Here is a 24,671-nt window from a genome sequence, read left to right as displayed (position 1 = left end):
ACAGAACCTTAAGGCTGCCCGGTCATCGTCGTCAGCGCGGCGATGCCCTCCAGAACCCGTGCCACGTCTGCGAGGGAGTCGAGGACGAGGTCAGCACCGGCCTGGGTGAGTTCGGCGGCCGTGGTCTTGCCCGATGCGATGCCGATGACGGGGGCGCCGCCTTCGAGGCCCGTTCGGACATCCTCCAGGGAGTCGCCGATGATCACGGTGTTCGACCGGGTGAAGACCGTGCCGTGCTTGGCCTGGGCGCGCTTCTGGGCGATGGCGACGAGCGCCGGCCGGTGGTGGTCGTCGGAGGCGAAGCCGCCGATCTCGGTGTCGAGGAGGCCGTCGAGGTCGAAGGCCGCGAGCTTGAGCACGGCGTTCGGCTTGAGGTTCCCGGTCACAGCGGTCGGAATCAAGCTGGGCTGATCGTGCACTGCGCGCAGCGCTGCGGCGGCTCCTGGCATGAGGACACCCTGTGCACGCAGATCCTCAGCGTGTGCAGCGAGGTGGACCGGCAGGAGATCCACCATGCGCGGCAACAGACCGTCGACTTCGCCTTCTGGGACTCCATTGTCGACAAGGAGCGATCGGATCGCCAGTGGCATTGTGACTCCGGTGCCGCGGGCCGGCAGGTGTTCTGCGGTGCGGCCGACGATCTCGGCGAAGGTCTCGCGGTAGACCTGCCGGTCGATGTCGCCGACGTACAGCAGCGTGCGGTCGATGTCCCACAGCACGAGGACCTGCTGGGCCTGGGTCACGTTCAGCTCCTTGCACCTGTCACGAGAGCGGCACGGTCGATCAGCTCCCGAGCGTACGGGCTCCGCCGGACCGGGGCGAGCTCGCCGATCATGCCGTCGATGTGCTCGTTGAGGCGGGCCGATTGGAGCTGTTCGGCAAGGTCGAGCGCCTGGTGTGCCGTGGCGCAGCCTGCTTCGAGCTCGCCCTTCCGAAGGTAGGCGGACGCCGCGCGGGAGAGGAACAGGGCGTTGGTGCGCTGGTCTGCCGGGTTGAGCGCTTTTCGTGCCTCGGTGAAGCTGACGGCGGCGTGGGGCGCATCGTCCAGGTCGAGATAGGCGCTGCCGGACTGGCCGTGGATCTCGCCTTCGTTGATCCAGTACAGCCAGTGGGGGTCGAACTCGGAACGCCCCCGGGCGCAGAGTTCGGCTGCCTCGCCGAGCGCGATGAGGGCTGCTTGCCGTTCGCCGAGCTTGGCGTGCCCGCGCGCCTGCCGGGTTAGCAGCATCGACTCCAGGGCGGGAGTGCCCAGGGTCCTGATTTGCTCGCGGGCGGCTCGTGCCGCGGTGACGGCGGTGCGTGGCTGGCCGGTGGAGTAGCCGTGGATGGCCAGGTAGGACAGGGCGCCGGCCCCCAAGCGGTCGTCACCGGAGCGCTTAGCCGCGCGGAGCGCGGCGAGCAGGTAGCTCTGGGCGTGGTTGTGGCGCCCGGAGTCGAAGGCGAACCAGCCGGTCTGTGTAGCGGTGTCGGCGACGATGGCGGCCAGGCGGCGGCCGATGTCTCCCGTGTATGACGCCTTCTGCAGAAGGCGTTTGAGGAGTTCGAGGTGCGCGTCGCCGAGCTCGGTGAGGGTCCCACTGCCGGCGCTGGCATCCATGATGCGCAGGTGGTCGGTAGTCGCCTGCAGGTTGTCAAGCAGTTCCGGGGCGAACTGGCTTCCCTCCGCGGCGCGTTGAAGGGGCTCTGCCTCTGCGGTGCCCCAGTGGTGGACGAAGGCGGTGAGCGCGATGCCGCTCACCGTGAGGAATTGCCGGCGGTCAATCACGTCGCCTCCAACCGCGTTGTCCAAGGCCGCCACCATACGGGCCGCGGTCCAGGGCAGGGTTGGGTCGAGATCTCCGGCCGACTGGTCCGTGGGCTGTTGAAGCGGTCTGCCCACTGAGCGTGGGACCGGGAGCTGTACGAGCTCGGCGGGTGCACCAATGCCTGCGACAAATACGATGATCTTGTCGATGTTGGTGAGGCGGCGGCTGCCCGACTCAAGCATGGACAAGAACGCCTGGCTCAATCCTGTGAGCTGGGACAGGTCCTCCTGGCGCAGAGAGCCTCGCTGCCTGATCAAACGGCTGGCCTTGCCGAAGTCCAAGGCTGCAAAGGCCTTTCGGACATCTACGTCGTGCCACACCCGCTCCGGTACGGCGGGTAACGCAGGGGCGGAAGGGATGCGAGATCGCGCGCAAGCGGAGCAGAGCCCGTCCGGGTTGTACTGGCTGAGCCGGCAGCCGCAGTCGTCGCACTGTCGCAGCGCCTGCTGGGCCACCTGTACCTCCCCTAACCAAAGTGCGCCGACCGCCGGCGTAGACCGCCGAAACCGAGATCACCTCAGTGATATCACCGGCGGAATGTGCGCACCGGGCGTTTCCTGGTCAGTCTTGTGCCTCAATCAGCCTCTGTTCAGGGCCGATTACCACTCGCAGCACGAACGCATCCGGGCCTGTGTACCTCTCGCACCGGTTCGTCGGCAATGTCGCCGGGAATGGGCTTGGGCTCCGCTGCGGGGGACTTGGGCCGGGAACGAGCCGCATCACCGACGGTTCGGAAGGGGGACACATCCATGGCGGTCAGCATCTCCGCTGTCGTGCTGCTCGCGGTTCTCGTCATCCTCTTCGTCAAGAAGGACGGACTGAAAGCCGGACACGCCGTCGTGTGCGTGCTCCTGGGGTTCTACCTGGCCAGCTCTTCGATGGCCCCCGCGATCGCCGAGGTCGCGACGAACGTCGCGCGCCTGATCAGTGGGATCAAGTTCTAGACCGGGCGCTGGCAGTCCGGTGGCCCTCTCCGGCCGCGCAGCGATTCCTGTCCCGTACCAACGCCCCCCTCTCTGCCGAGGAAACATTCGATGACCGAGAAAAGCATGACGCAGCTCTGTGCCGCGATCGAGAGCACAAGGTTTCAGCCTTCCCGGCCCTCGACTGCGACCGGCGACCACCCCGGTCTCAGGGCGCACTGATGCGCCCCGTGTACCACCCGGCCGGCACCGATGAAGCCCTCGGCATGGCCATGGTCGAGTTGCAGGCCGGCCGGTGGAGACCGGCGCGTGACTTGCTGGCCGCAACCGGTGGGCAGTGGGCGCTGCGGACGTCGCGTACGCAGGTGCTGGCGGTCACCGCTGCCCACTCCGACGTGATGGGCGTGTGGGTGGCGGAGGAGCCGAACAGTTACGACGCCCAGGTGATGCGTGCCCGCGTCTCGGTGGAGCGAGCCCTGCGCGCCCATCACCAGCAGCACGCAGGCGCTTCGGCATTGAAGGAGGCCGCACGGCAGGCCTCGCTGCTGATGGCGCACCGGGAGCCGCGGGATCCGGTGCCCTGGATCTGCTTGCTCACCCTCGCCCAGGTCGACGGGCGCCAGGTGCGCCGGGAGCACCGTGAGGTCTCGACAGAGCCGATGCTGCCGACCGGCCCGTGGGGGCTGCTGCACGGGATCAACCAACGCGACCCGTACAACCGGGAGACGTACCACCGGATACTGCAGTTCATCCTGGCCCGCCCCGTCCCACCGGCGGCCTCACTCGCCGCGGTCTTCGACTTCGGCCGATGGGTGGCCTCGTGGTCGCCGGCGGGTTCCCCGTTGCTGCTGTTGCCGCTGTACGCGCTCGTCGAGCAGTGCCGGCAGCAGTCCCTCCAGCACCGTGCCGATCCGCTGTGGCGACGGCAGTGGGCGCAGGAGCCGACGATCACATACACGGTCAAGGCGTTCCACCACTGGTTCAAGCAGCCGGACACCGCGCCGCGCTCGGTGACGGACCTGCACCACCTGGCGTACGCCTTGTGGGCCGGCCACCGGTTCGTGGAGGCCGCCGAGGTGTTCACGGCCGTGGGCACCTACGCCTCGCGGGAGCCGTGGGCGTCCGTCCACGAGGACCCGAACCATCCCGACGGCGGCGAGTCTCTGCTGCTGCGGGCACGCCGGGAGTCCCTGTCCTTCGCACGCACCCACGCCCCTCGCGCCGGACCGGTGCGCTGACCGTCGCGCACAGCAAACACGACTTGGCATGCACCTGACCTTGTGTACTCGTTCCGCCCATTCCATGGAGGATGCCCTGTGTTACGAACACGCCCGACTCGCCGCGCGGCGGGGGCCCAGGCAGATGACGCGTTCCTCCGGGAACTGGGCTACGAGCCAGTGCTCGCCCGCCGCATGGGCCCGTTCGGCAACTTCGCCATCAGCTTCTCGGTGATCTCCGTGCTCAGCGGCTGCATGACCCTGTACGGCTTCGGCCTCTCGACCGGGGGGCCCGCCGTGATGATGTGGGGCTGGATCGCCGTCGGCGCCATGGTGATGCTCGTGGGCGCAGGCCTCGCCGAAGTCACCTCCGCGTACCCCACCTCCGGCGCCCTCTACTACCAGGCCGAGCAGCTCGGCGGCCGCAAGTGGGGCTGGTACACCGGCTGGCTGAACCTGCTGGGCCTGCTCGGTGCGATCGCCAGCATCGACTACGGTGCCGCGCTGTTCACCGGCGCCTTCTTGAACCTGCAGTTCGGCTTCGTCCCGACGCCCGGCAAGATCATGGCGATCTACTTCTGCATCCTTGCGCTGCACGCCACCCTCAACCTCTTCGGGGTCGGGCTGGTGAGCATCCTGAACTCCATCAGCGTGTGGTGGCACCTGGGCGGGGTCGCCGTGATCGTCGGCGCGCTGGCGATCGTGCCGTCACACCACCAGTCGCCGTCCTTCGTCTTCGGGGAGTTCGTCAACAACACCGGCTGGTCCAGCTCGCTGTACGTGGTGCTGATCGGGCTGCTGCTCGCCCAGTACACCTTCAGCGGGTACGACGCCTCCGCTCACCTGTCGGAGGAGACCACCAACGCCCAGGTCTCCGCGTCCCGCGGGATCATGCGGGCGATCGGCTGGTCGTGGCTCGCCGGGTTCGTGCTGCTGGCCGGACTGACCTTCGCCATCCAGGACTACGCCGCCACCCAGGCCAGCGCCACCGGGGTGCCGCCGGCGCAGATCTTCCTCGACGCCCTCGGCATCGCCGGCGCAAAGGCCCTGCTGCTCGTGGTGATCGTCGCGCAGTTGTTCTGCGGCAACGCCGAGACGGCCGCCGCCAGCCGTATGGTGTTCGCCTTCTCCCGGGACGGCGCGCTGCCCGGCTCGAGGCTGTGGCGTCACGTCGATGCCCGTACCGGCACTCCGACCCGCGCGGTGTGGCTGGCGGTCGGCGTGGCCGCGCTCCTGGCGCTGCCGTCGCTGTACAGCCCGACCGCGTACGCCGCCGTCACGGCGATCAACGTCATCGGGATCACGCCCGCGTACGCCATCCCGATCTGCTTGCGGATCCGCAACCGCCACCGCTTCCAGCCCGGCCCTTGGAACCTGGGCCGGTGGGGCGTGCCCGTCGGCGCGATCGCCGTGGTCTGGGTGGTCTTCGTGACAGTGCTGTTCTGCCTCCCCCAGTCCCGGCCCGAGTCCGGTCTCGTCTCCGTGACCACGTTCAACTACGCGCCCATCGCCCTTCTGGTCGTCCTCGCCCTGGCCACCGTGTGGTGGCGTGTCGCGGGACGCGACTACAAGGTGCCAACCGCGGCGGCCGACGCGGGCTCGGGCATGGCCCGGATCCAGGAAGAGGTCGTGTGATGACCGCTCTGTCCACCCAGACCGGAGCAACACCGCGCCCGATCGGCCCGTCGCACCGTGATGCCGATGCCGCCTCGACCACCCCGCAGCGGCCGGCCCGGGCGTTCAACGTCGACGAGCTGCGCAAGGCCGTCGGAGCCGGTGTGATCGACACCGTCCTCCTCGCCGTTCCGGACCTGCAGGGCCGCCTCAAGGGCAAACGGTACGGGGCGCGGCACTTCCTCGACCGCGTACTCGACGGCGGCGCGGAGATGTGCGCCTACCTCCTGGCCACCGACGTCGACATGACGCCCGCCGACGGGTTCGCGCTCACGTCCTGGGCGAGCGGGTACGAGGACATGACGGTCGTACCCGACCCGTCGACGCTGCGAACTCTGCCGTGGATGCCGCGCACCGCACTCGTCCTCGGCAACGCGATCGGTCTGGGCGAGGAGCCCATCGAGGTTGCGCCGCGGCAGATTCTGCGCCACCAGCTGACCCGGCTGGCCGCCCACGGGCTGCACGCCCAGGCCGGCCTGGAGACCGAGTTCATGCTCTACCACGGCACCTACAAACCGGCCGCTGGCATCCGCCCGGGCGGACTCACGCCGGTGACCGCGGAGAACCTGGACTACGCCCTCGACCACACACCGGACACCGACCGGCTCTTCCGGCGCCTCCAGGGCTCGCTGTCCAAGGCGGGCATGCCCGTCGAGGCGATCAAGACCGAAGGCGCCCCGGGTCAGGTGGAGGTCACCTTCCCCTACGGTGCCGCGCTGCCCGCGTGCGACAACCACCTCGTCTTCAAGCACGCCGTGCGTACCCTGGCGGGCCGGTCCGGCATGACGGCCACGTTCATGGCCTCCCCCCAGACCGGGCTGGCCAGCGGTCTTCACCTGCACATCTCCCTCACCCGCAGCGGCAACCCAATGATCACCGATCCGACCGGACGGCTGTCCGAGATCGGCGAGCAGGCCATCGCCGGGCTGTTGACGGCGCTGCCCGGGCTCGCCCCGCTGTACGCACCGAACACCAACTCCTATAAGCGGTATGTGCCGGGCTCCTTCGCCCCCACTCGCATGACGTGGGGGTGGGACAACCGCACCTGCGCCGTGCGGGTCACCGGCCACGGGCCGGGCATGCACCTGGAGATCCGCGTTCCGGGGGCAGACGCGAACCCGTACCTCGCCCTCTCCGCGGCGCTCGCTTCGATGATCCACGGCATCGAGCGGCAGCTCACTCCGCCAGCGCCCTGCACCGCCAACGCCTACGAGGCCACCGACGCGGCTCTCCTGCCCCTCACCCTCGATCAGGCCCGCTCCGCGTTCCGGCACAGCCCCGTCGCCCAGGCGGCGTTCGGGAAGGGCGTGGTCGAGCACTACGCCCACCTCGCGCAGCTCGAACTCGACCACCACCGCGGCATCGTCACCGACGCGGATCAGGCCCGCTGGTTCACCCGCGCCTGAGCCTGCCGCACCGGCCGGGAGCGTTCCACCCTCGGCCGGGGTCTGCCCAACCTTCGCGGGCGACGCCCACCGGTTGCGGCCCACGCGGACGGCCTCATCCAGAGTCCCAGCAGGACCTCGCCGCGGGCGGCACGCAGGTCTGCCATCCCGCTGCCGTCGGCAGACGTCAGGTGACGCTGGTGGAGAACCCTTCAGACCGCCAGCACATGAGGCTCGCCACAGCCACACATCGTCGCCGCAGCGCTGATCCGCGGGTTCGGAATTGCACCTTAAATGTGGCCGATTTCGATCGCAAGTTTCCGGACCAGTTGCACGTTCGCGGCATCGCGACGCCTAATCGGCAATCAAGCCGGAAATGATCACCCGTGACTCCGAGGGTTCCTGCAGAGACCCCCGCTCGGGATCATCAAAGCCCCGCAGCGTGTACACCAGTTCGAATATCTGAGCAGGTGTCAGTGGCGTGCCCTAGCGTGAACTCATGGCCGTGAAAGGCGAGTGGGGAGCAGCTTAGTGATCTTTGAAGAGCCGTCTGCAGTCTACGAAGGCATCACGTCCCGGATGAAGGCCTTGGCGGTGGCACGTCCACTACTGGCTCTGGATTCCAGTAAGGCCAAGGCGGAACGCGGTTGGGAGAGATACCGGCTGACCGAGTTGGCTCTCGCTGCGATCGACGTGGTGACGCTTCGAACAGACACGCACACGGCGGTCCGACAGGAGACCGTGGTGGAACACGTAGCCGAATTCGCGGCCCTGCAGCTGCCGGGAAGGTCGGACGAGGAGTACCGGGCTGTCGCGCACTGGGTGACCGAGCGACTGATCAACACTGAGGAGCGCGACCGTGCGTTCCAGCATGAGATCGGATGCGTGACGGCCGACGGATTCGAGACGCGCACGGCTTCCTTCCAGATCCTGAAGGAGGTTCCGGATCACGTTGGGCAGGCGGCGCTCATCGTGACCGACGCGGCGATCACGGTGCTCGTTCATGCGATCGATGTCGATATCGCCTCGGAACAGATCGCGGCTGAGGCCAAGCTGGGAGCCCTTCTCAAACGCGCCCGCATCGGCGAGGCATGGCAGGTCGCCCAGAATGCCCGCCTTCAGAGCATTCGATACGCCAAGGATATTCATGGGCGCATCGAGGCGATGAAACGCAACGTGCGGGCTCTCGACTGGGACCGGGAGGTCAAGGACACAGTCGAGGAAGCGCTCGAGCATGTAAGGAGCAGATCCGATGCTGAGACGCAGTTGAAGGCTCGGGTTGCTCAGCTGCTGGAAGCGACCGGCGAGGATCACAAACGCCTGCAGTTGGAGGAACTGAAGGCGCTGATCACCGATTGCATGCAGCGCCATTCCGTTCTCATCGACATGCTGTTGAAGATCGGGCCGGAGTTCCGGCGCCAGCAAGACCGCCAGGTGTTCGTGGTACCAGCCATCCACACCCGCGTACATCTTCATGATCAGCTTCTTCAGCCGACACTGGAGCTTTCTCTCGACGCCTGTCTGGGGCCTTTAGAGGCTTTCACGCGGGCTGTGTTGGGTCCCGTACAACCACGCGTGATGTATCTCCCCGACTACTTCGAGGCACTGACAAAGGTCTCCGAGCACCCGGATGTGGAGCTGGTGGCGGTGGAAGGCGACGACGACCGGATCGCCACGGATGACGCTGCGCGGTTCAGCGAGGAGCAGCACCGGGCAGTGGACACCTTGCTCGACACCATCACGGAGCAGGGGGTACGGCTCTCCACGCTGCTGAGGAGCGCGCGCCGTTCCAGCTTGGTAACCGGCCCTGAGGACACCACCGATCAGCTCCTCGCCATTCGAGTCCAACAGCTGTTTCGACATGTCCCGGTGCAGCAACTCGCTTGCGGCGAGGCCGTCGTAGTGGCGATCAGTGACGGTGCAGTGCTGGACGACGACGTATTTGGCGGCAGCGACTTCCTGCTGATCCGCACCAGCGGGGAACCCCCTTCTCCCCGGTCCGCGGCGGCACATCACCCACCCACCATCCCCGCCCCTCGCCGCTCTGGATACGAGGGCCCCCAGGATGCAGTCCAGGAGAGTGCATGAACCTTCACGAGGTCGTTGCCGAGGCAGCCAAGATGGTCGCCTTCGCCATGGCGCGCGGCAAGGCGCCGGCCCGTTCCGGCGAGTACGCGCGCCTAGTCCAACGCTTCGATACAGAGCCTGAGTTCGCCCAAACGGTCAGGAAGATCGCGCAAGGCTTCGATCTGACGGTGCTGGAAGTCCATCACATGCCGGGCCTTGTCCTGGGGACTACCCCGGAGACCGCTTTCGCGGTGTCTGTTTCCGAACTGGTGCCGCAGACTGCCGACCGGCCGCTGTACCTGTTGGCCCAGCTCACAATCGCCTCGCTGGCCTTTCCCCACCCCGAGGACCTCGATGACGACGAGTACATCGGCCGCGTCTCTGTGAGGCAGGTCGACGAGGAAGTGCGTGCGTACGCCACCGTCATCGAGCGCCGCCTCGTGCAGACCGGCAGCGACGCTGATCCTCCCGCGGAGCAGCCCGGGCTGGAGGGTCTCTGGCGGGCGTACTTGCGCCGCAACGCCACTGGCAAGACCCAGGGAGAAAAGACCACGCCACGTGCGGCGACCCGCGCACTGGCCCGCAAGGCGTTCACACATCTGGTCGAACATGGGTTCGTACGCAAGGTGAGCGACGAGGATGGCGGAGTCTACGTCACCAACGTGAAGTACCGACTGCAGATCCGCGACCAGGCCGCAGGCGACATGCTGCGGGAACTGGCAGCCCTGGGTGTGGCGGCCATGCCGCGGGGAGACAGGGATACCGACGCCCAGCCCGACGAGATCACCACCTTGCCGGATGGCGGGCCCTTGCCGTCCGCCGGACTCATCAGCTGATCCAGACGCATCCCGAGGATCCCACACATGTATGAGCTCAATCGCATCCTGCTGCGCAACTTCGGCCCCCGGGATGCCCGCTACGAAGACGTCCCCCTGGATTTCTCCGGCGCTGGCGCCCCTGTGGAATCCGCGTCGCTGATCCCGGACGCCGGTCACGTCAGCGAACGCCCCGCGCCAGCCAGCCTCGTCATGCTGCAAAACGGCGGAGGCAAAGGTGTCCTGCTGACCGGCATCATGTGCACCACCATTCCGCACCACCACAACGATCTGGAGACTCTTCGCGACTTTGTCGTCTCCCTTGCCCAGCCGTCTCACGTGGTACTGGAATGGGCCGACGCTCGGACTGGCCGGCTGCTGGTCACCGCGCAGGTTCTCGCTCCGGATGGCCAGGGGAACCTCCACCGGCTCTTCTATAGCTTTCACCCGTCAGCCGCGCTGGACGCCGACAGGCTCCCATTCCACCGCGACGGCCACTGGCTGCCATTCGAGGACTACTGCACCGAACTCCGTGACTTGAAGAGCCGGGTCGAAGCGCTCGAGCTATGGATCGAGGAGGGCCAGGAAAAGTGGGAAAGGCATCAGCGCGGACTGGGGCTGCAGCCTGATCTCTTCGACATTCAGCGCCGAATGAACGCAAAGGAGAGCGACGCCGCAGCGGCGTTCACCACGAACAGCGCCGACGCGTTCGTGGACTGGCTACTGCGCAAGGCCACCGACGATGACCAGTACGCGGATCTCGGCTCGGCCTTTCGCACCTACTCAGAAGCGAACGATCAACGTACCCAATGGGACAAGGAGCGACAGTTCGCCCAGGTCATGCATGTGGCATGCGGCGAGGTCGGTGGACTTCACCAGACGATGCGGGACCACACCGACGCAGCCGAGCACGCTGAAAAGCAACTGGTCGCAGTCACCGCCGCGCTCAGGCTGCGTCATCAACAGTTGTCCGCCACCGCGGAGGAGCACTCCACCACGGTGAACACGACACATCGTGGACTCGAGGGTGCGAAACACAGCCGCGCGGTCGCAGAAGAGCGTCTGCGTCACGTGCAACGACGTACGTACACCCTGGAACTGGATGCGGTCGCCAAAGACACGAAGGACACGGAGACCCAGAGGAAGCACTTGGAGAACAAGCGTGCCGCCTGGGAGGAGGTGCCCGTCGCGCTGCGGCACATGCAGGCCGTGGACAACCACAGTCGCGCCCAGCAGGCTCTCACGAAGGCCGAGCAGACCGCCGCCCCTTACGTCCGGGCAGTGGACACTGCGGCGGCAGCGCTTCGCGCGGGCTATGCCCAGGCCGAAGCAACTGTCCGAGAGGAGATCGGCAAGCGCCAAGAGGGCACTCAGGACACGCAGCGCAAGATCGACGTGTGGCGGGACCACATTGCAGAACTGTTCAAGAAGGACGGCTCCGCCGAGACGGAGACTGGCACCCTCCAGGAGCAGATCCAGTCCTTCGCCTCCGACCTGGCAGTTGCCCGACGCGAGGGGGTCGTCGCTGCGGACGAGAGCGCCGCAGACGCTGCGGCACGTACCGACGGCCACGCTCGACACCTCGGCCTGCTCGTTGAAGAGGCCAAACGGACACGCCAGCTCAGCAGGGCCGAACGCGACCAGGCACACGAGGCCGTGGCAGAGAAGCGGCAGCAGGAACTGACGAGCCGCAATGCCGCAACCGCAGCCGACTCCGGGGTCAGCAACCTGCGCGCCCGGGCCGAGACTGTGAGGCGCAACCCGATGTGCGCCGAGCTATTGGAAACGCATGTCGACGAGGTTCTCGGCGGGGATCCGCTGCGCTGGCTGGATGATCACGCCTCTGTACTGACGGATCTCGCCCAGCGGCGGGTCCGCAACCTCGACGGTACGACGACGCGCAAGCGCATCGACCTTGGCGCGGACCAGGACCTTCTGTCGGCACTCGACACCAGCGAGGGTTTACTTCCCGCCGGGAAAGAGGTCCGTGGCCTGTGCGCGGACCTTTCCGCGCACGGCATCTCGGCTGTGCCAGGGTGGCAGTGGATGCGCGACAACGTACCCGCCGACGAACATCGGCAGGTCATCACCGCCCATCCGGATCTGGTCGGCGGAATCGTGGTGGGCGGCCATGACGGCCTGACGGAAGCACGCCGCCATCTGGAACAGACGCGCCCTTGGCCGGCCACCGCCATCGCGGTGGGCACTGGGGAGCGGTTGCTGCGCCTGGATTCCTCGGGTGAGGACGGCCGCTTTGTGGTCGAGCCGACGCCAGCCATGCACGACGAGCAAGCCGCCGCACGCGAACGCGCCCAGGTCGAGTCCCGCATCGCCGCCGTTACGGGCGAACTGCACGAGCTTGAGGAGCGCCTCAAATCGGCGCGAGACCTCGGTGGTCAGATCGCGAACTGGCAGGACGCCTGCGGAGACATGCCCGTCCCCTCACAGCTCGAGCGTCTTGAAGAACTGCAGGCCACCGCCGCAGAGGCCAAGGAGGCACTGGAGGCGGCCTGCCGTGCGGCCAACGAGCAGGATACCGCGCTGGCCGCCGCCGAAGAGGCGTACGAAGGCCTGATCGATGAAGCACAGACGGCTCGGCAAACCGCTGGCACCCTGGCCCGGCTGACTCTTGCGGAAACCACCGCCGACCAAGCACAGGCCCGCATCGCGGCGCTCGCCGCTGAAAGCGAGGCACGACAGCGAGACCTCAACACCCTGCGCAATCAGTGCGCCCAGGCAGAACAGGAGATCCTCCGCCACGCACGTGCGATCGAGGCTGCGGAGCAGCAGGCGCACGGCTACGCGCAGGCCCGCACCGAGATCACCGCAACTCCCGAAGCGCAAGAGGCGCAGGCAGCGCTCGGCGTGCCCCCTGAGCCCCTTACCGTTCTCCAGCATCGTTATCGGCAAGCACGAGGTGAGCTGCTGGGCATGGAAGTCGGCGAGGACCACCAACAGCGGGCCTCCGAGGCCCAGCAGGCTCTCCTCGATAGTCAGGAGAAATGGGGAAAGATCTCCGAGGAAGTGCAGCGTCTGGCACAGGAGTTCAGCTGTGACGCGCGAGCCGGCAACAAGGTCCAGCGCCATGCCGTCCTGCGCGATCTGGCCGCGCAGATCCATGGCGAGGACAAGTGCCTCCAGCAGCTGAGGGACCGGGAAAGTCGGCTCAAGGCACGAGCCGAGAGCCTTACGTCCACCACCGTCGCTCCCCGGCTCACCGACGAGGATATTGCCGCCTGGACACCAGCCTCCCTCGACGAGGCCCGAACCCTGACGGCTGGCGCTACGAGCGAGTACGACACAGCCCAAAAGGACGAACGCACCGCCGCAGAGGAGTTCAACAACGCCCGTCGAAACCAAAACGACTCTGACCGGGAGCGCTCGGCATTCGACCGCGTACTGGCCTTGCTGGAGTCCACAGTCCACGGCCTCAGCATTCCCGCAGCTCAGGCCCCGTACCAGGGTACGGCAGAGGCAGCCGAGACATCCGTTCGCCAGGCAACAACCGTGTACGGCACCTCCCGTACCAAGGCACAGCAGACAGAGCGCGACCTCGATAGGAGCGTCAACCGGCTCAAAGAAGAGGCTGCCAATGTCCGCTTCGAAGGGCTCGATATCCCGTTGCGTACACAGATTTCCGCCCTGAACGGCCGGCAGATCCCCGCCATGGCCGAAACATGGGCCGAAGCACTCCGCTCACGCATCGCTGCCCTGACCACGGACCTGGAAGGCATGGCCAAGACCCGCGAGGCCCTAGCCTCGCAGCTCCGCGGCCACGTGAGTGACCTTCTGCAACGGCTTGACCAAGCCAGTCGCTTCTCTGCCTTCCCCGACGGGGACACACCGTGGGCCGGGCAGAAGTTCCTCACCATCCGCTACAAGAAGCCGGACCTATCTGTACTGGCCGCCCAGATGCGTGAAACCGTCGACACCCTGGCCCGCAACCCGCGCACCCGCAAGTTCAAAGGCATCGACGTCGTCATGCGCTGCCTCAAGGACGCCGTACCGCGGGGATTCACAGCCGAGGTCATGAAACCCAACGCCACTCAGCGAGTGGAGCGCGTGCCTGTAGAGAAGATGGGCAAGGTGTTCTCCGGCGGCCAGGAACTTACCGGCGCCATCCTGCTGTACTGCGCCCTTGCCGCGCTCCGCACCTCACCTGGCCCTCGCAGTCGCACCCGCAACGGCGGACTGCTGCTGCTCGATAACCCCATCGGCCGCGCCAATGCCGGTTATCTCGTCGACATCCAGCTGGAGATGGCCGCAGCCCTCGGTATCCAGCTCATCTACACCACCGGCCTCAGCGACGAGGCCGTCACCTCCCGCTTCCCCATGCACATCCAACTCCGCAACGACGCCGAAGCTCGAAGCGGCCTGTCCTTGATCAGGCTTGAAGAACGGGTACGCCGCGCCCTCGTTCCCGCACCCCGCATCGCCTCAGACGACGAGAAGCCCGAACCATCCGGATACCTCACCTCAGCCCGGCTGTATTTCAAGCAGGACAACGTCCGATGACCGCGCTCCCCGACCACACACCGGTTCCCCTATCACCGGGGGCAGCACGCTTCAGCGCCACGCTGCAGGCCCGCGCCGACCGCGTCACGGTCAGCCGGGCCACCCTCATGGAAGCGTTCACCGCGGCACTACCAGGAACAGCGAGTGGACGACACGCGAGAACCGCCCTCTCCACGCTCCTGAACGAACTCGCGGAATACCAGATCCTGAGCCTCCCCTCAGACCCGGCCAGATGGGACGTGGGCCGTCCCGCCCTTCCAGATCGGGTACGGATGAATGCCGTTACCCCTACAAAGACCAATACGGCGCGAAGGCAGATCTCATGGCGTCCCGAACTCGACTGGGCCCATAGCGTCCGCCTCACCGCCGCGCAGACCGAGGACCTCAGTGCCATCAATCGATGGTTCCGCGACACCAGCCACCGCCCGGAGGAGCGCAAACCGATATCCCTGCGCGAGCGATCCCACGAAATCTTCAAGGACGAGAAACGCCTCGACACACTTATCTCGGGCGCTCTCTTCGCTCCGGAGCGACTCTCCCTCGATCAACTCGCCACCTACCGCGAGCCACCCCCACTGACCTACCGCCAGCTCGGGAACGGCGACACCCTGCTCGTAGCGGAGAACAGCGACACCTTCGCCACACTCCGCAGCCTACTCACGCCGTCCCCCGGCAACATCGGCTCCATCGCCTTCGGTTCTGGCCGAGCATTCGAGGCATCTGTGGAAAACATCAGAGAGCTCCCCGCTATCAGCCACATCAACTACTACGGCGACCTCGACGCCGAAGGCTTGGCCATCCCCGCCAGGGCCTCCATCGCCGCCACCCAACGGGGTCTGCCCCCCATCGAACCTGCCACCGAGCTGTACCGCCTACTCCTGGGCCGCGACGCCACCCCCGGCGAATGCATCGGAGACCACAGGGCTAACACTCTCGTCGAGTGGCTGCCGCCAGATCTCAGACCGTCAGCTCACGGGATCCTCACGACGGGCAGGCGCATCGCGCAGGAGGCAACGAATCGCAACCTGCTGGGCTCAGAGTCGCGCTGGCGACTGTGACCCGCCCGCTCGCCCGCCGCAAAGCCGTACCGAGATCCGGACCGTTCTCGGGCCAGCCCAGTCCGTCTACGGCTCACCGTCACAGTTCTGGCAAGTCAGCGGAGGCGCCTCCCGTGCCCCAGCAGCAGACCAAGAACGTTCTTCGCAGCTACCCACGCAAGAAGTTTGGGCTCGTAATGACGTGAAGCCGCGTGCCTGGAGGGGACGTTGCCTTCTCCAGGCATGCGCAGCCAGACACAAGATGCCTTGGAACACCAGCTGGCAGGGGGCCGCCTGCGCCTGGAATGGCGAGTCCGCCGCTCGATGACCCGTCTGGCTACAGCAGTTCGGGCCGGAACCGGCACCGCCTTCGGGTCAGGCAGCCGCTGCTGTACGGAGGGCTCTGGCCAGGAGGGACGAGTTGCCCAGGCGGCGGCGCAATTCCCGTTCCAGACCGGCGACCGGGACGAGGTTCTGCGGGGCCCGGGGGTCCTTGTACTCACAGCCGGCGTACCGCGGCAGCACGCGTTGCGAGAGGTCGGCCAGAGCTACCGCCTCTTCCCGAGGGACATTGGCGGCGCATTCCAGGCGAACCACCCCGGCCCACGGTGGGCCGGGCGTGCACGGCAGGCAGGTACCAGGCGTGGCGGTCCCAGGATGTACCCATGAGGAACACGGGGGTGCGTTCACCGGGGGCGAGGTGGGCAACCATCGCGTGGAGATCAGGCGGCAGGTAGGCGGTGCGGTGGGACTTGATGAAGCCCAGGGCACGCGGCAGGTGGGTGCGGCCGCGCAGCGGGCCGTCGACGACCAGCAGGTCCGAGCCGTCGGCGACGCCGTGCCCGTCGAGAGCGGTGCGGGCGTTGGTGGCCGCGAGGACCTCCAGGTCCCGGAGGCTGCTTTGGAGCGCCGACGAGAGCAGCACTGCCAGGTTCTCCTCCATATCGTCGGCGGTGACGTGCGCCCGGTAGGTGCCAGCCGTGGTGGGTACGTCGACAGCGTTGGGGGCGGTGGTAAACAGGCCACGCCGGGACTCGACCGTCAGCAGGTGTGCGCCGTGGCCGGGGCAGCAGCACACAGTGCCAGCGGCGTACGAGGCGCACAGGGCCATCGTGGCGTCGGCGGCATTGGCGGCGGAGTGGTGCGAGTTGGCGGCGACTAGTACCGGCCGGTCGGCAGGCGTGGGTTGTTCGATCCAAATGCGGGCCTCGACGCGGCGCACGCCGTCAACAAACAGGACGGCACCGGGGGCGGGACCGTACGAGGGGGAGATGGGCTTCCAGTCGGCGGAGACGGTTTCGACGTCGGGGACGACCCTTGCGGTGGAGTCACCCACGGCGTTGTCAAGGCTTTCGGCGTTCTCGACGCTGGAGCCATAAGTGGGGTCCCAGCCGTCGACGTGGAACCGCATCGGGGCCGGGCGCGCGGTGTTCGTCATGCGCCCTCCCGGGTGACGACGGAGCTGTGGGTGTCGCGGTGCACCCGGAAGCGCACCGGTACGCGTTCGGCGAGCCCGGGTACGTGGGTGATCAGTCCGACCATGCGGTCGCCCTGGGCGAGGGTCTCCAGGGTATCGGCGACCGTGTCGAGGGATTCGGGGTCGAGTGTGCCGAAACCCTCGTCGAGGAAGATGGACTCCAATTTCGTTGTCCCACCTAGACTAGCCAGCTGTTCAGACAGAGCCAGCGCCAGGGCGAGGCTGGCCTGGAACGTCTCGCCGCCGGACAGGGTGCGTACGGAGCGCTCTGTATCGGCGTCGGAGTGATCGACGACGTAGAACTCGCCCTTGCGGTGACTCAAGTCGAAACGGTCGCCCGAGAGACGGCGGAGCGACTCCGAGGCGCCCTCGACCAGGGTGTCGAGGGCGGATTCAGCGAGCCATCGCGGGAACCGTTCGGATCGCATCAGCCTGGCCAGTTCGGTGGCCACCTGTTGCCGGGCGCGGGCAGTGTCGATCCTTTGCTGTACCGAGGTGGCCTCGGCGAGGTCGTGGACGATCCGCTGCACCTCGGCACGAGCCCGTTCGACAGCGATCGCGACCACCATGGGTGCGTGCGCGGTACGGCCTGGCCCTTCGCCCAGGTCGCCGGGGTCCAGACCGTGTTCGGTCAGCTGTGACTCCAGCCGGGCCAGGAGCGTCTCGGCCTCGTCGGCCGCGGCCCGGGATTCGGCATGCCTGCGTACCGCTTCGGCCCGGCGGCCGGCGGCCTCACGGGCGGCCCAGTGCACGAGGCTGGCCCAGGCAGCGGCAAGGTCAGCGGTGTCGGGGCGGGGCGGGGCGAGTGCTGCCACAGTGTCCCGGGCGGCCGTCAGTTCGGAGAGGGCGGCCTCTGTTCCGGCCAGCGAACGCTGCTGCTCGGCCAGCGCCTCGCCGAGTTTGTCGCGAGTGCGGTCGGCCCGGGCTTCGGCGTCCGTCACGGCGGCGTCGAGGCGGGCGCGTTCAGCGAGCAGGCCGGAGATGGCTTGCGTTGACGGCGCGCCGGACAGCAGTGCGTCGAGCTCGCGAAGCCGGGCGGTGAGGGCTGTACGGGCGTTTCCGGCGGTCATGGCGTCCTGCACGGTCCGGGCATGCGCGCCCTTTCCTTCCTGGTGTGCCCGGTCGGCTGAATTGAAGCGGACGGCAGCGTGCCGGTGGGCCGCGTCAGCGGCGGCAACCGCGCTCGCGGCAGCGGACAGGTCGGCCTCCGCCCCGGTGGTGCCGGTGCGGGCCCAGGCTTCCAGTGCGGCCCAGGCAGCCGTCAGGTCGGCGGGGGCCCCGAGAGCCCCTCGGTGTGCGGAGTCGGCGGGAACAGCCGCCTCCACGGTGGGCGGTTCGAGGTCGGTCAAGGCGCCCAGTTGCCTGTCGAGCACGGTCCGGGCCCGGTCGAGCTCCCCCCGGAGCGCACCCGCGCCGGCCAGTGCGGTCCCGTGCACCGCCCCAGCCTCACCTGCCGCGGCTCGGGCCTGCTCTTCCGCGGCAACGAGCCGGTCGCGTGCCGCGATGAGCCGGTCGAGCCGGATACGGTCGGCTCCGGACTCTCCGTCCTCACCGGGTCCACGGACGTCGCCGGGGAAGGCTTCGGCTTCACCCGCGGCCTCTCCGGGCAGATCCGACAGCAGGCCGGCCAGGCGCTGCTGAATGAAGGTGCGCCGCTCGGTGACGGTGTCGACCGTACGCTGCCTGCCGGTGACCGAGGCCGTTGCCTCCTGATACCGGGACAACGCCTCACGGTGTTCGCGGGTCGCCTCGTCCGCCTTGTCCTCGGCCGCGGCGAGCGCCGGGTCGGGCAGCAGCGGCGGGAGCACGGTGACGTTCTGCTCACAGACCGGGCAGGCGTGGCCGACCTGGAGCGACGGGCGCAGCCGACCGGCGCCGGCGAGCGCACGTGCCTCTTCCACGGCGGTCGCGGCGGCTTCGGAACGGGACCGCGCAGCGGTGACCGCGGCCTCGGTCCGGCCGGCCGCCTCGACGACGTGGCCCAGTTCGCCGATGGCCGCGGCGAGGTCGGCGGTGGCCTGGTCGAGCCGGTCGAGCACCTCGCGGGCCTCGGTGATGCGCCTCCCGTCGCCGGCGTCAGCGAGCGCGGAAGCCGCCTGCTCATGCCGGTCGCGGGCTTCGGCGAGTCGCTTCTCCGCTTCATCGGCCCGCTGGGCGAGCTCCGCCGCCCGACGGGCCAGGGCGGGCAGTTCCTCGGGGGTGCGCACACCGGCCAGCCGGTCCCGGCGGCGCCGGACCTCATCGTGCGCCTGACGGGCACGTTCGAGGTGGCCGTGAGCCTCCGCCTCGTCCGTGCGGGCGGCGCCGACGGCGACTTCAAGGCTGCTTAACTGCTCCTGGCACCGGGCCAGTTCCCGGTCGGCGCGATCCGCAGCCGCGAAGACATCCTCGCGGCGCGCACCGAGGTCCGCCCTCTCCGCGTGGAGGTCACGGGTGTGTTCGAGGGCGGCGCGCTCAGGGGCGGTCCGGCCGGCCGCGCGGGCGGCGGCGAGTGCCCGGACGGCCTCGTCGCCGGCCTCGCGCGCCTCCTCGACGGCGGTCTTCGCGTCGTCGGCGGCGCGCTGGAGCTCTTCGATACCGTGCGGGGCGCTGACGGAGGCGAGCAGGTCGGCCTGGGCGCGCAGCGTGTCTGCGCGGGCGGCGGCTTCGACGGCACGGGCTCGCGCCCCGTCGGCACCAGGCACGAGTTCGTCGACGGTGGTGGCCAGCCGTTCCCGTGCCGAGAGCCGCGCATGCGCGTCAGCCTCGGCTCCGGGGGTGGCACCCGCATAACGACCGAGCTGTTCGGTGAGGACGTCGACCTCCTTGGCCGCCGCGTCCCTCTGGATGCCGGCACGCTTGCCGATGCCCTCGTAGTGGGCGGCGCCGAGGAGCTTCAGCAGGATCCGCTGGCGGTCGACGGTGTTCGCGGAGAGGAACCGGGCGAAGTCACCCTGGGGCAGGACGACACATTGGCAGAAGTCATCGAAGGACAGGCCGAGCAACTGCTCGACGACTGCATTGAGTTCCTTGATCTCGCCGGCCAGGACCTCGGGTTGCGGCCCGCTCGGGTCTACGGCGATCGCGGTGGGGTCGGCGAACCTGACCAGGCTGACGGCCTTCTGCTGGACCTGCCCGCCGATCCGGCGAACCTCCCGGGCCACCTGGTAGCGCTGGGACGCGACGTCGAAGGTGAGCGAGACGGTGCAGCGGTTGCTGGTGGGGGCGAGCGCATACGAGATGGCATTGCTCCGGCCCCAACGGTAAGCCGAGCCGTACAGCGCGAACGTCAACGCGTCGAGGACGGTGGACTTCCCCGACCCGGTGGAGCCGACGAGGGCGAAGTAGTCGGCGTCGGTGAAGTCGACCACGGTGGCGACGCGGAAACCGGCGAAGCCGTTGAGCTCCAGGCGAACGGGGCGCATCTGGGGTGTTGTTCCTTACCGGGCGTGTGGGCGTACCTGGGGTGGCGGAAACAGGAGCTAAGGGGGCCAATCAGGGGTGGGCGGTCGAGCGGGTGAGGTCGTCGTGGAGTTCGTTGAACAGATCCACAATCCGAGCGTCGCTGACGCCGACGCTGTGGCAGTAGTCGGTGAATAGCTGCGCGGGCGTCATGGCCGGCCGGTCGACGGCCATCCCCGCCTTGGCGCCGGAGCTCGCATGTTCGGGATGGATGCGGATCTCCAGGGCGTTGGGAAGGGCCTCGGTCAGGTCGTCCCGCAGGCCGGCGTACGCAGGCTGGGTGACGACGAGTCGGAGGTAGTCCTCGCCGTAGGCGGCTCGGTCGGCAATGAGCCCGGCGACAGTCCCCTCAACGGTGCGCAGACGGCGGCCCGCGGTGACCGGGACGTCCATGACCTGCGCCGGAGTGCCGGGGGCGGCTTCGACGAGGCAGACCACGTGCGAATTGTCCTGCTCGCCGAAATCGACCGGGTACGGGGATCCGCTGTAGTGCACCGGGCAGGCTGCCGGAATCCGCTGTCGGCGGTGGAGGTGGCCCAAGGCCACGTAATGGGCCTCCACGGGAAAGATTGCGGCGGGGACGTGGTACTCCATGATTGATTGGGCGGCCCGTTCGCCGCCTCCGAAGGCGCCGCCCGTGCACGTGAGGTGCGCCATGACGATGTTGACGGCGTCCGGGGTGAACGCCGCCGTCAGACCGCCCAGGACATCGCGGACCAACTGATCGTACGCACCGACGTTCTGCGAGGGGGTGTTCGCGATGATCTCGGCGGCGCGGACGGCGTAGCGGCGGGAGAGGAAAGGCAGGACCGCGACGTTGACAGGCTCGTTCGTGGACTTGGCACGAAAGGTGAGTACACCACCCTTGTCCGCTGGCCTCGCCTGGCCGTAGACGTGGATGCCAGCGACCCCCATCAACGGCTTGTACGCCTCGAACGTGGCACCGTGGTCGTGGTTGCCGGCAATGACGACGACCTCGATGTTCCGCCTGGCCAGTTGCATCAGGGTGCGCACAACGAGTTTCTGGGCGTCGGCACTCGGTGCAGAGTGCTCATAGATGTCGCCGGCAATGAGCACGGCATCGACCTCGTTGCCGAGCGCAATCTGGGTCATCTCGCTTAGTGCTGCGGCCTGTTCGTCGAGCCGGTTGCGGCCCTTGAGGATCTTGCCTATATGCCAGTCTGAGGTGTGGAGGAACTTCACCGGGACGGTCCTTCCGGAGGGACGAAGCAGGCCGGGTGGGCAGGCATGAGGTGGTATGCGGGATGGGGTGAAGCGGACGCTCGGGGTGTCCGGTGACGCGGACGTTCAGAGCGGGCCGTCAGACTGGCCTGTCCGGACAGCCCTTCATCACGGAAATCCACGACCAACAAGGTCAGGGCGCGGCGGACCTCAGATGATGAACCGTCAGAAAGGTGGGGACTCTTCGACGGCGCCGTCGTCGAAATCGTCGAGCCACCGGTCGTCGTCGGCCGCTGGCAGCTTGCCGAACGGGCCTGGCCGTATCTCCCCAGCGGCACCCCGGGGGGAGGCCAAGCCGTTGGCGGAGGCAGGTTCGGCGAAGGCCAGTTCGCTGACCTCGGAGAGCCGTGTGGCCCAAGCTGGAAAGGGAAACTCGACGGCCAGCGGCACCGGGATTTCCGGCTGGGAGACGAACATGGTGCCGGGCCTTGCGAGGGTGGCGCGCTGCCGCTGCCCCTTGGGTAGGAACCCGTACTCGGGACGGGTAGCTTCCGCAGGGTCGAGCCGTCCAACGATCTTGATCGAGGAGTTCGACACGATACGCCGTTCGACCTCGGAGGCGGTCTGCTGGGCTCCGATGAGGATGATGCCGAGCGAACGGCCGCGCTCGGCAATGTCGAGCAGCACATCCTTGATCGGAGAAGAGCCTTCACGGGGCGCATACTTGTTGAGCTCGTCGATCATTGTGAAGAGGAGCCCGCCCGGCCCCGCCTGTTCCTTGCCTTCGGTCTCCTCGGCGAGGACGACACCGACGACGAAGCGCTGAGCGCGCTCGGGCAGGTTGTGCAGGTCAACAACTGTGACCTGGTGGAGCGACGTGTCGACAGAGTGGCCAACCGGCCGGTCGGTGACCGTGCTCAGGTCCCCCCGGAGTAGGGGGGTGAGCGGCCGTTGAGAGGACCTCAGCCGCCGGACGAACGCATTCACGGTGCCGGTTCCTACAGCCGGCCCCGCCCAGAGGGAACGGGTGGCTTCGTCGGTGACTCGCTCGGAGATGAAGTCGATCATCTCCTCCCAGGTACGGAGGACGATGCCATCGACGGTAACGGCGCCATCGTTGCCGGCAGGTCGGGCTTCGCGGCGCAGCCGACCGGTGACCTGGTGAACAACCATCGTGTACTGGTTCTTCTCGTCCGCGACGTCGGTGAACACGTACGGGAGCAACTCGCTTTCGCAGAACTCTGCGAGGGTCCACCAGAACGCAGTGACGCCGCTGGTCCGGCCGGTTACGTGGGGGCGTCCGGTGGTGTCGCCGGGGAGCGGTGGGGCGTAGAAGCCGACAGAGACAAAAGGTCGGGCGGGCAGGCCGAGCCGGCCGTAAGCGGCGCGTAGGGGGTCGTTGAGGCGGGCGTTGGGCTGATCGACGAACAGCAAGTCCTCGCCCTTGACGGAAAAGATCAGGGCCTTGGCGTTGACGGCTCGGCCGCCCAACGCGCCGGAGGTGAATAGGGAGTGGAGGAGGAACAGCGCAAAACTGGTCTTGGTTGCCACCCCCGAGATGCCCGAGATGGACACGTGGGCACCACGGGTGCCGTCGAGGAACTCGAGGTTGAGGTAGATCGGTGCGCCGTCGCGGCCAATGCCGACGGGGATGCGCGTGTCCATCCGGTCGAAGTACAGCGCAGCGTCCCGGTCCGCCCCCGTGGCCCGGATGGCCACTTCACCGGGACGGGGCGGCACGTAGCACTCGGGGTCGACGCGGGTCGTGGTGACCTCGGCGATCTCCTGCACGTGCGCCGGCAGGATCCCGTCGGCAATGAGGAACACGTCCGAGTCGAACGCGGCACCCTCGTGGCGGGCAACAACCTCAGTGACCACACCGGAGGTCGTGACGGTCCCGTGTCCAGGGACCTGTCGACGGGTGCTGACCACGTCGTCGAGTTGGAGGTAGGCGTCAGCTGCCACGGCTACGTGGAACTTCAGGGGTGTGGAGTCCTCGGTGCCAGCCACCTTCCCGACCTGCTGCTCAATTCTGCCTGTGTGACCGGCTGCGGTTGCGGCCACGTGGACAGCCGCGGTAGTGCCGGCGTGGGAGATCCCGGAATCGGTGTCGGTCATCGGCGAGCTCTCCCTGTGTGGTGCGGTTTCGGAGGTGCATCGTGGTAGCGGCCCGGCCTCCCGAGGCTGGCGGGCCGGTGAATGGACACTGGGTGCCGAGGACGCCTGATTATGGAGGCGGCGGGCTGAGGAGCGGGCCCGTCAGGGACCTGCGGCCTTGTAGGACCCGGGAGCCCGGCGGGTGCCGGGTCACAGAGATTGCGCTATCGACCTGGTCGTGAGGCGGGACCCTGTGGCCGGGACGGGGCAAGCCAGATGGGCTGAGCAGCGCCAGTCAGGGCTGCTCCGGTCCCCTGGTACCCGTCGTGCCGGATTGTTGCCGCTTGCCGGGCGCCCGAGATCGTCAGGCGATGGTGCGGCGTCTATCGGCGGCGAGATGCGACGCAGGCCTTGTGAAGTAACCGTCCGCACCTGAGGAAACGGATGGATGCCCCCGCCAGCAGGCGGTAACGTCCTGACACCCGTCGTTGTCATCGATGACAACACCCGTGAGCGGGCCAAAGCCGACCTGTAGACACACGTTCCGTGCCCCCCTCGTTCTGGCAATTCCCGCGCGCCGGAAAGCGCACACGGTGATAACCGCCTCAAGTACCCCACCCTCATGCGGTTCGACGTATCCTACGTAGATTCGTCCGACCCCACATACGGATTCCACGATCCGTCACCCAGCTTTCAGAATTGGGGCGATGCGTTTGCGCGCTCACCCGCCGAGCTTCCCATCGGATGCGAGAACAGTCTGAGGATGCGGTCGGGGCTACCGGCCTGAGGATGACGAACGCCGTCTCAACCGAGCGGCGTCGCCCTGCGCTCCGATGCCGGAGCCATAGCGGAGCGCAGGGCGATGACAAAGCCAGCCCCGAGTGTCAGTCCCGCGTCAGGAAGGGGTGCCGCCCGGATTTCGCTACGCAGGCCCGACGCGGGCGCTTACGGACGCCGCGTCTCGGCCCTTTGGTACTCCCCGTCTTGCAGCAGGCGGATTCGAGAGGCCCTGCCTAACGAGCTCGTGCATGGTTGG

At 67.8% G+C, this 24,671-nt stretch carries 14 protein-coding genes; 8 read left to right on the top strand and 6 right to left on the bottom strand.

All coding sequences use genetic code 11. The features are described from left to right. Window positions 1-8: 8 nt before the first annotated feature. Together AB0D46_RS11445 and AB0D46_RS11440 are read right to left on the bottom strand one after the other, a co-directional pair. Entirely contained in the window at window positions 9-743 is a 735-nt protein-coding gene (locus AB0D46_RS11445; protein WP_362877077.1) for an HAD hydrolase-like protein, read from the bottom strand. Window positions 744-745: 2 nt separating this feature from the next. Continuing rightward, entirely contained in the window at window positions 746-2,260 is a 1,515-nt protein-coding gene (locus tag AB0D46_RS11440) for a helix-turn-helix transcriptional regulator (RefSeq protein WP_362877076.1), read from the bottom strand. 294 nt (window positions 2,261-2,554) lie between these two features. Here AB0D46_RS11440 and AB0D46_RS11435 point away from each other — a divergent pair, with 294 nt between their 5' ends. From AB0D46_RS11435 to AB0D46_RS11400, 8 genes are all read left to right on the top strand, one after another. Continuing rightward, complete coding sequence (locus AB0D46_RS11435; protein WP_362877075.1) at window positions 2,555-2,749, top strand: hypothetical protein; 195 nt, start codon at window positions 2,555-2,557, stop codon at window positions 2,747-2,749. A 200-nt stretch (window positions 2,750-2,949) separates the two neighbouring features. Further along, window positions 2,950-3,966, top strand: coding sequence for a hypothetical protein (locus tag AB0D46_RS11430; RefSeq protein ID WP_362877074.1), 1,017 nt, complete (start codon window positions 2,950-2,952; stop codon window positions 3,964-3,966). 78 nt (window positions 3,967-4,044) lie between these two features. Next, window positions 4,045-5,580: an amino acid permease gene (locus tag AB0D46_RS11425; protein WP_362877073.1), complete on the top strand. Its 1,536-nt coding sequence runs from the start codon at window positions 4,045-4,047 to the stop codon at window positions 5,578-5,580. Then, entirely contained in the window at window positions 5,580-7,025 is a 1,446-nt protein-coding gene (locus AB0D46_RS11420; RefSeq protein ID WP_362877072.1) for a glutamine synthetase family protein, read from the top strand. Before AB0D46_RS11425 ends, AB0D46_RS11420 begins: the two co-directional genes overlap by 1 nt. Window positions 7,026-7,535: 510 nt before the next feature. Next, window positions 7,536-9,092, top strand: coding sequence for a hypothetical protein (locus AB0D46_RS11415; RefSeq protein WP_362877071.1), 1,557 nt, complete (start codon window positions 7,536-7,538; stop codon window positions 9,090-9,092). Further along, entirely contained in the window at window positions 9,089-9,907 is an 819-nt protein-coding gene (locus tag AB0D46_RS11410) for a hypothetical protein (protein ID WP_362877070.1), read from the top strand. Before AB0D46_RS11415 ends, AB0D46_RS11410 begins: the two co-directional genes overlap by 4 nt. A 27-nt stretch (window positions 9,908-9,934) precedes the next feature. Beyond that, a complete protein-coding gene (locus AB0D46_RS11405; RefSeq protein WP_362877069.1) occupies window positions 9,935-14,401 on the top strand; it encodes a hypothetical protein in 4,467 nt (1,488 codons plus the stop codon). Next, window positions 14,398-15,459: a Wadjet anti-phage system protein JetD domain-containing protein gene (locus tag AB0D46_RS11400; RefSeq protein ID WP_362877068.1), complete on the top strand. Its 1,062-nt coding sequence runs from the start codon at window positions 14,398-14,400 to the stop codon at window positions 15,457-15,459. The genes AB0D46_RS11405 and AB0D46_RS11400 overlap by 4 nt, the downstream gene beginning before the upstream one ends. A gap of 478 nt (window positions 15,460-15,937) precedes the next feature. On the opposite strand, the gene AB0D46_RS11395 is transcribed toward AB0D46_RS11400, so the two are convergent. The 4 genes from AB0D46_RS11395 to AB0D46_RS11380 all read right to left on the bottom strand — a co-directional run bounded on the left by AB0D46_RS11395 (window position 15,938) and on the right by AB0D46_RS11380 (window position 23,656). After that, window positions 15,938-16,876, bottom strand: a complete 939-nt coding sequence (locus tag AB0D46_RS11395) for a hypothetical protein (RefSeq protein WP_362877067.1) — start codon at window positions 16,874-16,876, stop codon at window positions 15,938-15,940. After that, window positions 16,873-20,319, bottom strand: a complete 3,447-nt coding sequence (locus tag AB0D46_RS11390; RefSeq protein ID WP_362877066.1) for an SMC family ATPase — start codon at window positions 20,317-20,319, stop codon at window positions 16,873-16,875. Before AB0D46_RS11390 ends, AB0D46_RS11395 begins: the two co-directional genes overlap by 4 nt. A gap of 70 nt (window positions 20,320-20,389) precedes the next feature. After that, the gene (locus AB0D46_RS11385) at window positions 20,390-21,559 is read right to left on the bottom strand and encodes an exonuclease SbcCD subunit D (RefSeq protein WP_362877065.1); all 1,170 of its coding nucleotides are present in this window, start codon (window positions 21,557-21,559) and stop codon (window positions 20,390-20,392) included. 204 nt (window positions 21,560-21,763) lie between these two features. After that, window positions 21,764-23,656 carry an ATP-binding protein gene (locus AB0D46_RS11380; RefSeq protein ID WP_362877064.1) on the bottom strand — a complete coding sequence of 631 codons (1,893 nt, stop codon included), beginning with the start codon at window positions 23,654-23,656 and terminating at the stop codon, window positions 21,764-21,766. Window positions 23,657-24,671: the final 1,015 nt, after the last annotated feature.

The sequence above is a fragment of the Streptomyces sp. NPDC048383 genome, from assembly GCF_040651775.1.
Classification (GTDB): domain Bacteria; phylum Actinomycetota; class Actinomycetes; order Streptomycetales; family Streptomycetaceae; genus Streptomyces.
Note: the sequence above shows the minus strand (reverse complement) of the source record. Positions and strands in the feature narration are given on the sequence as shown.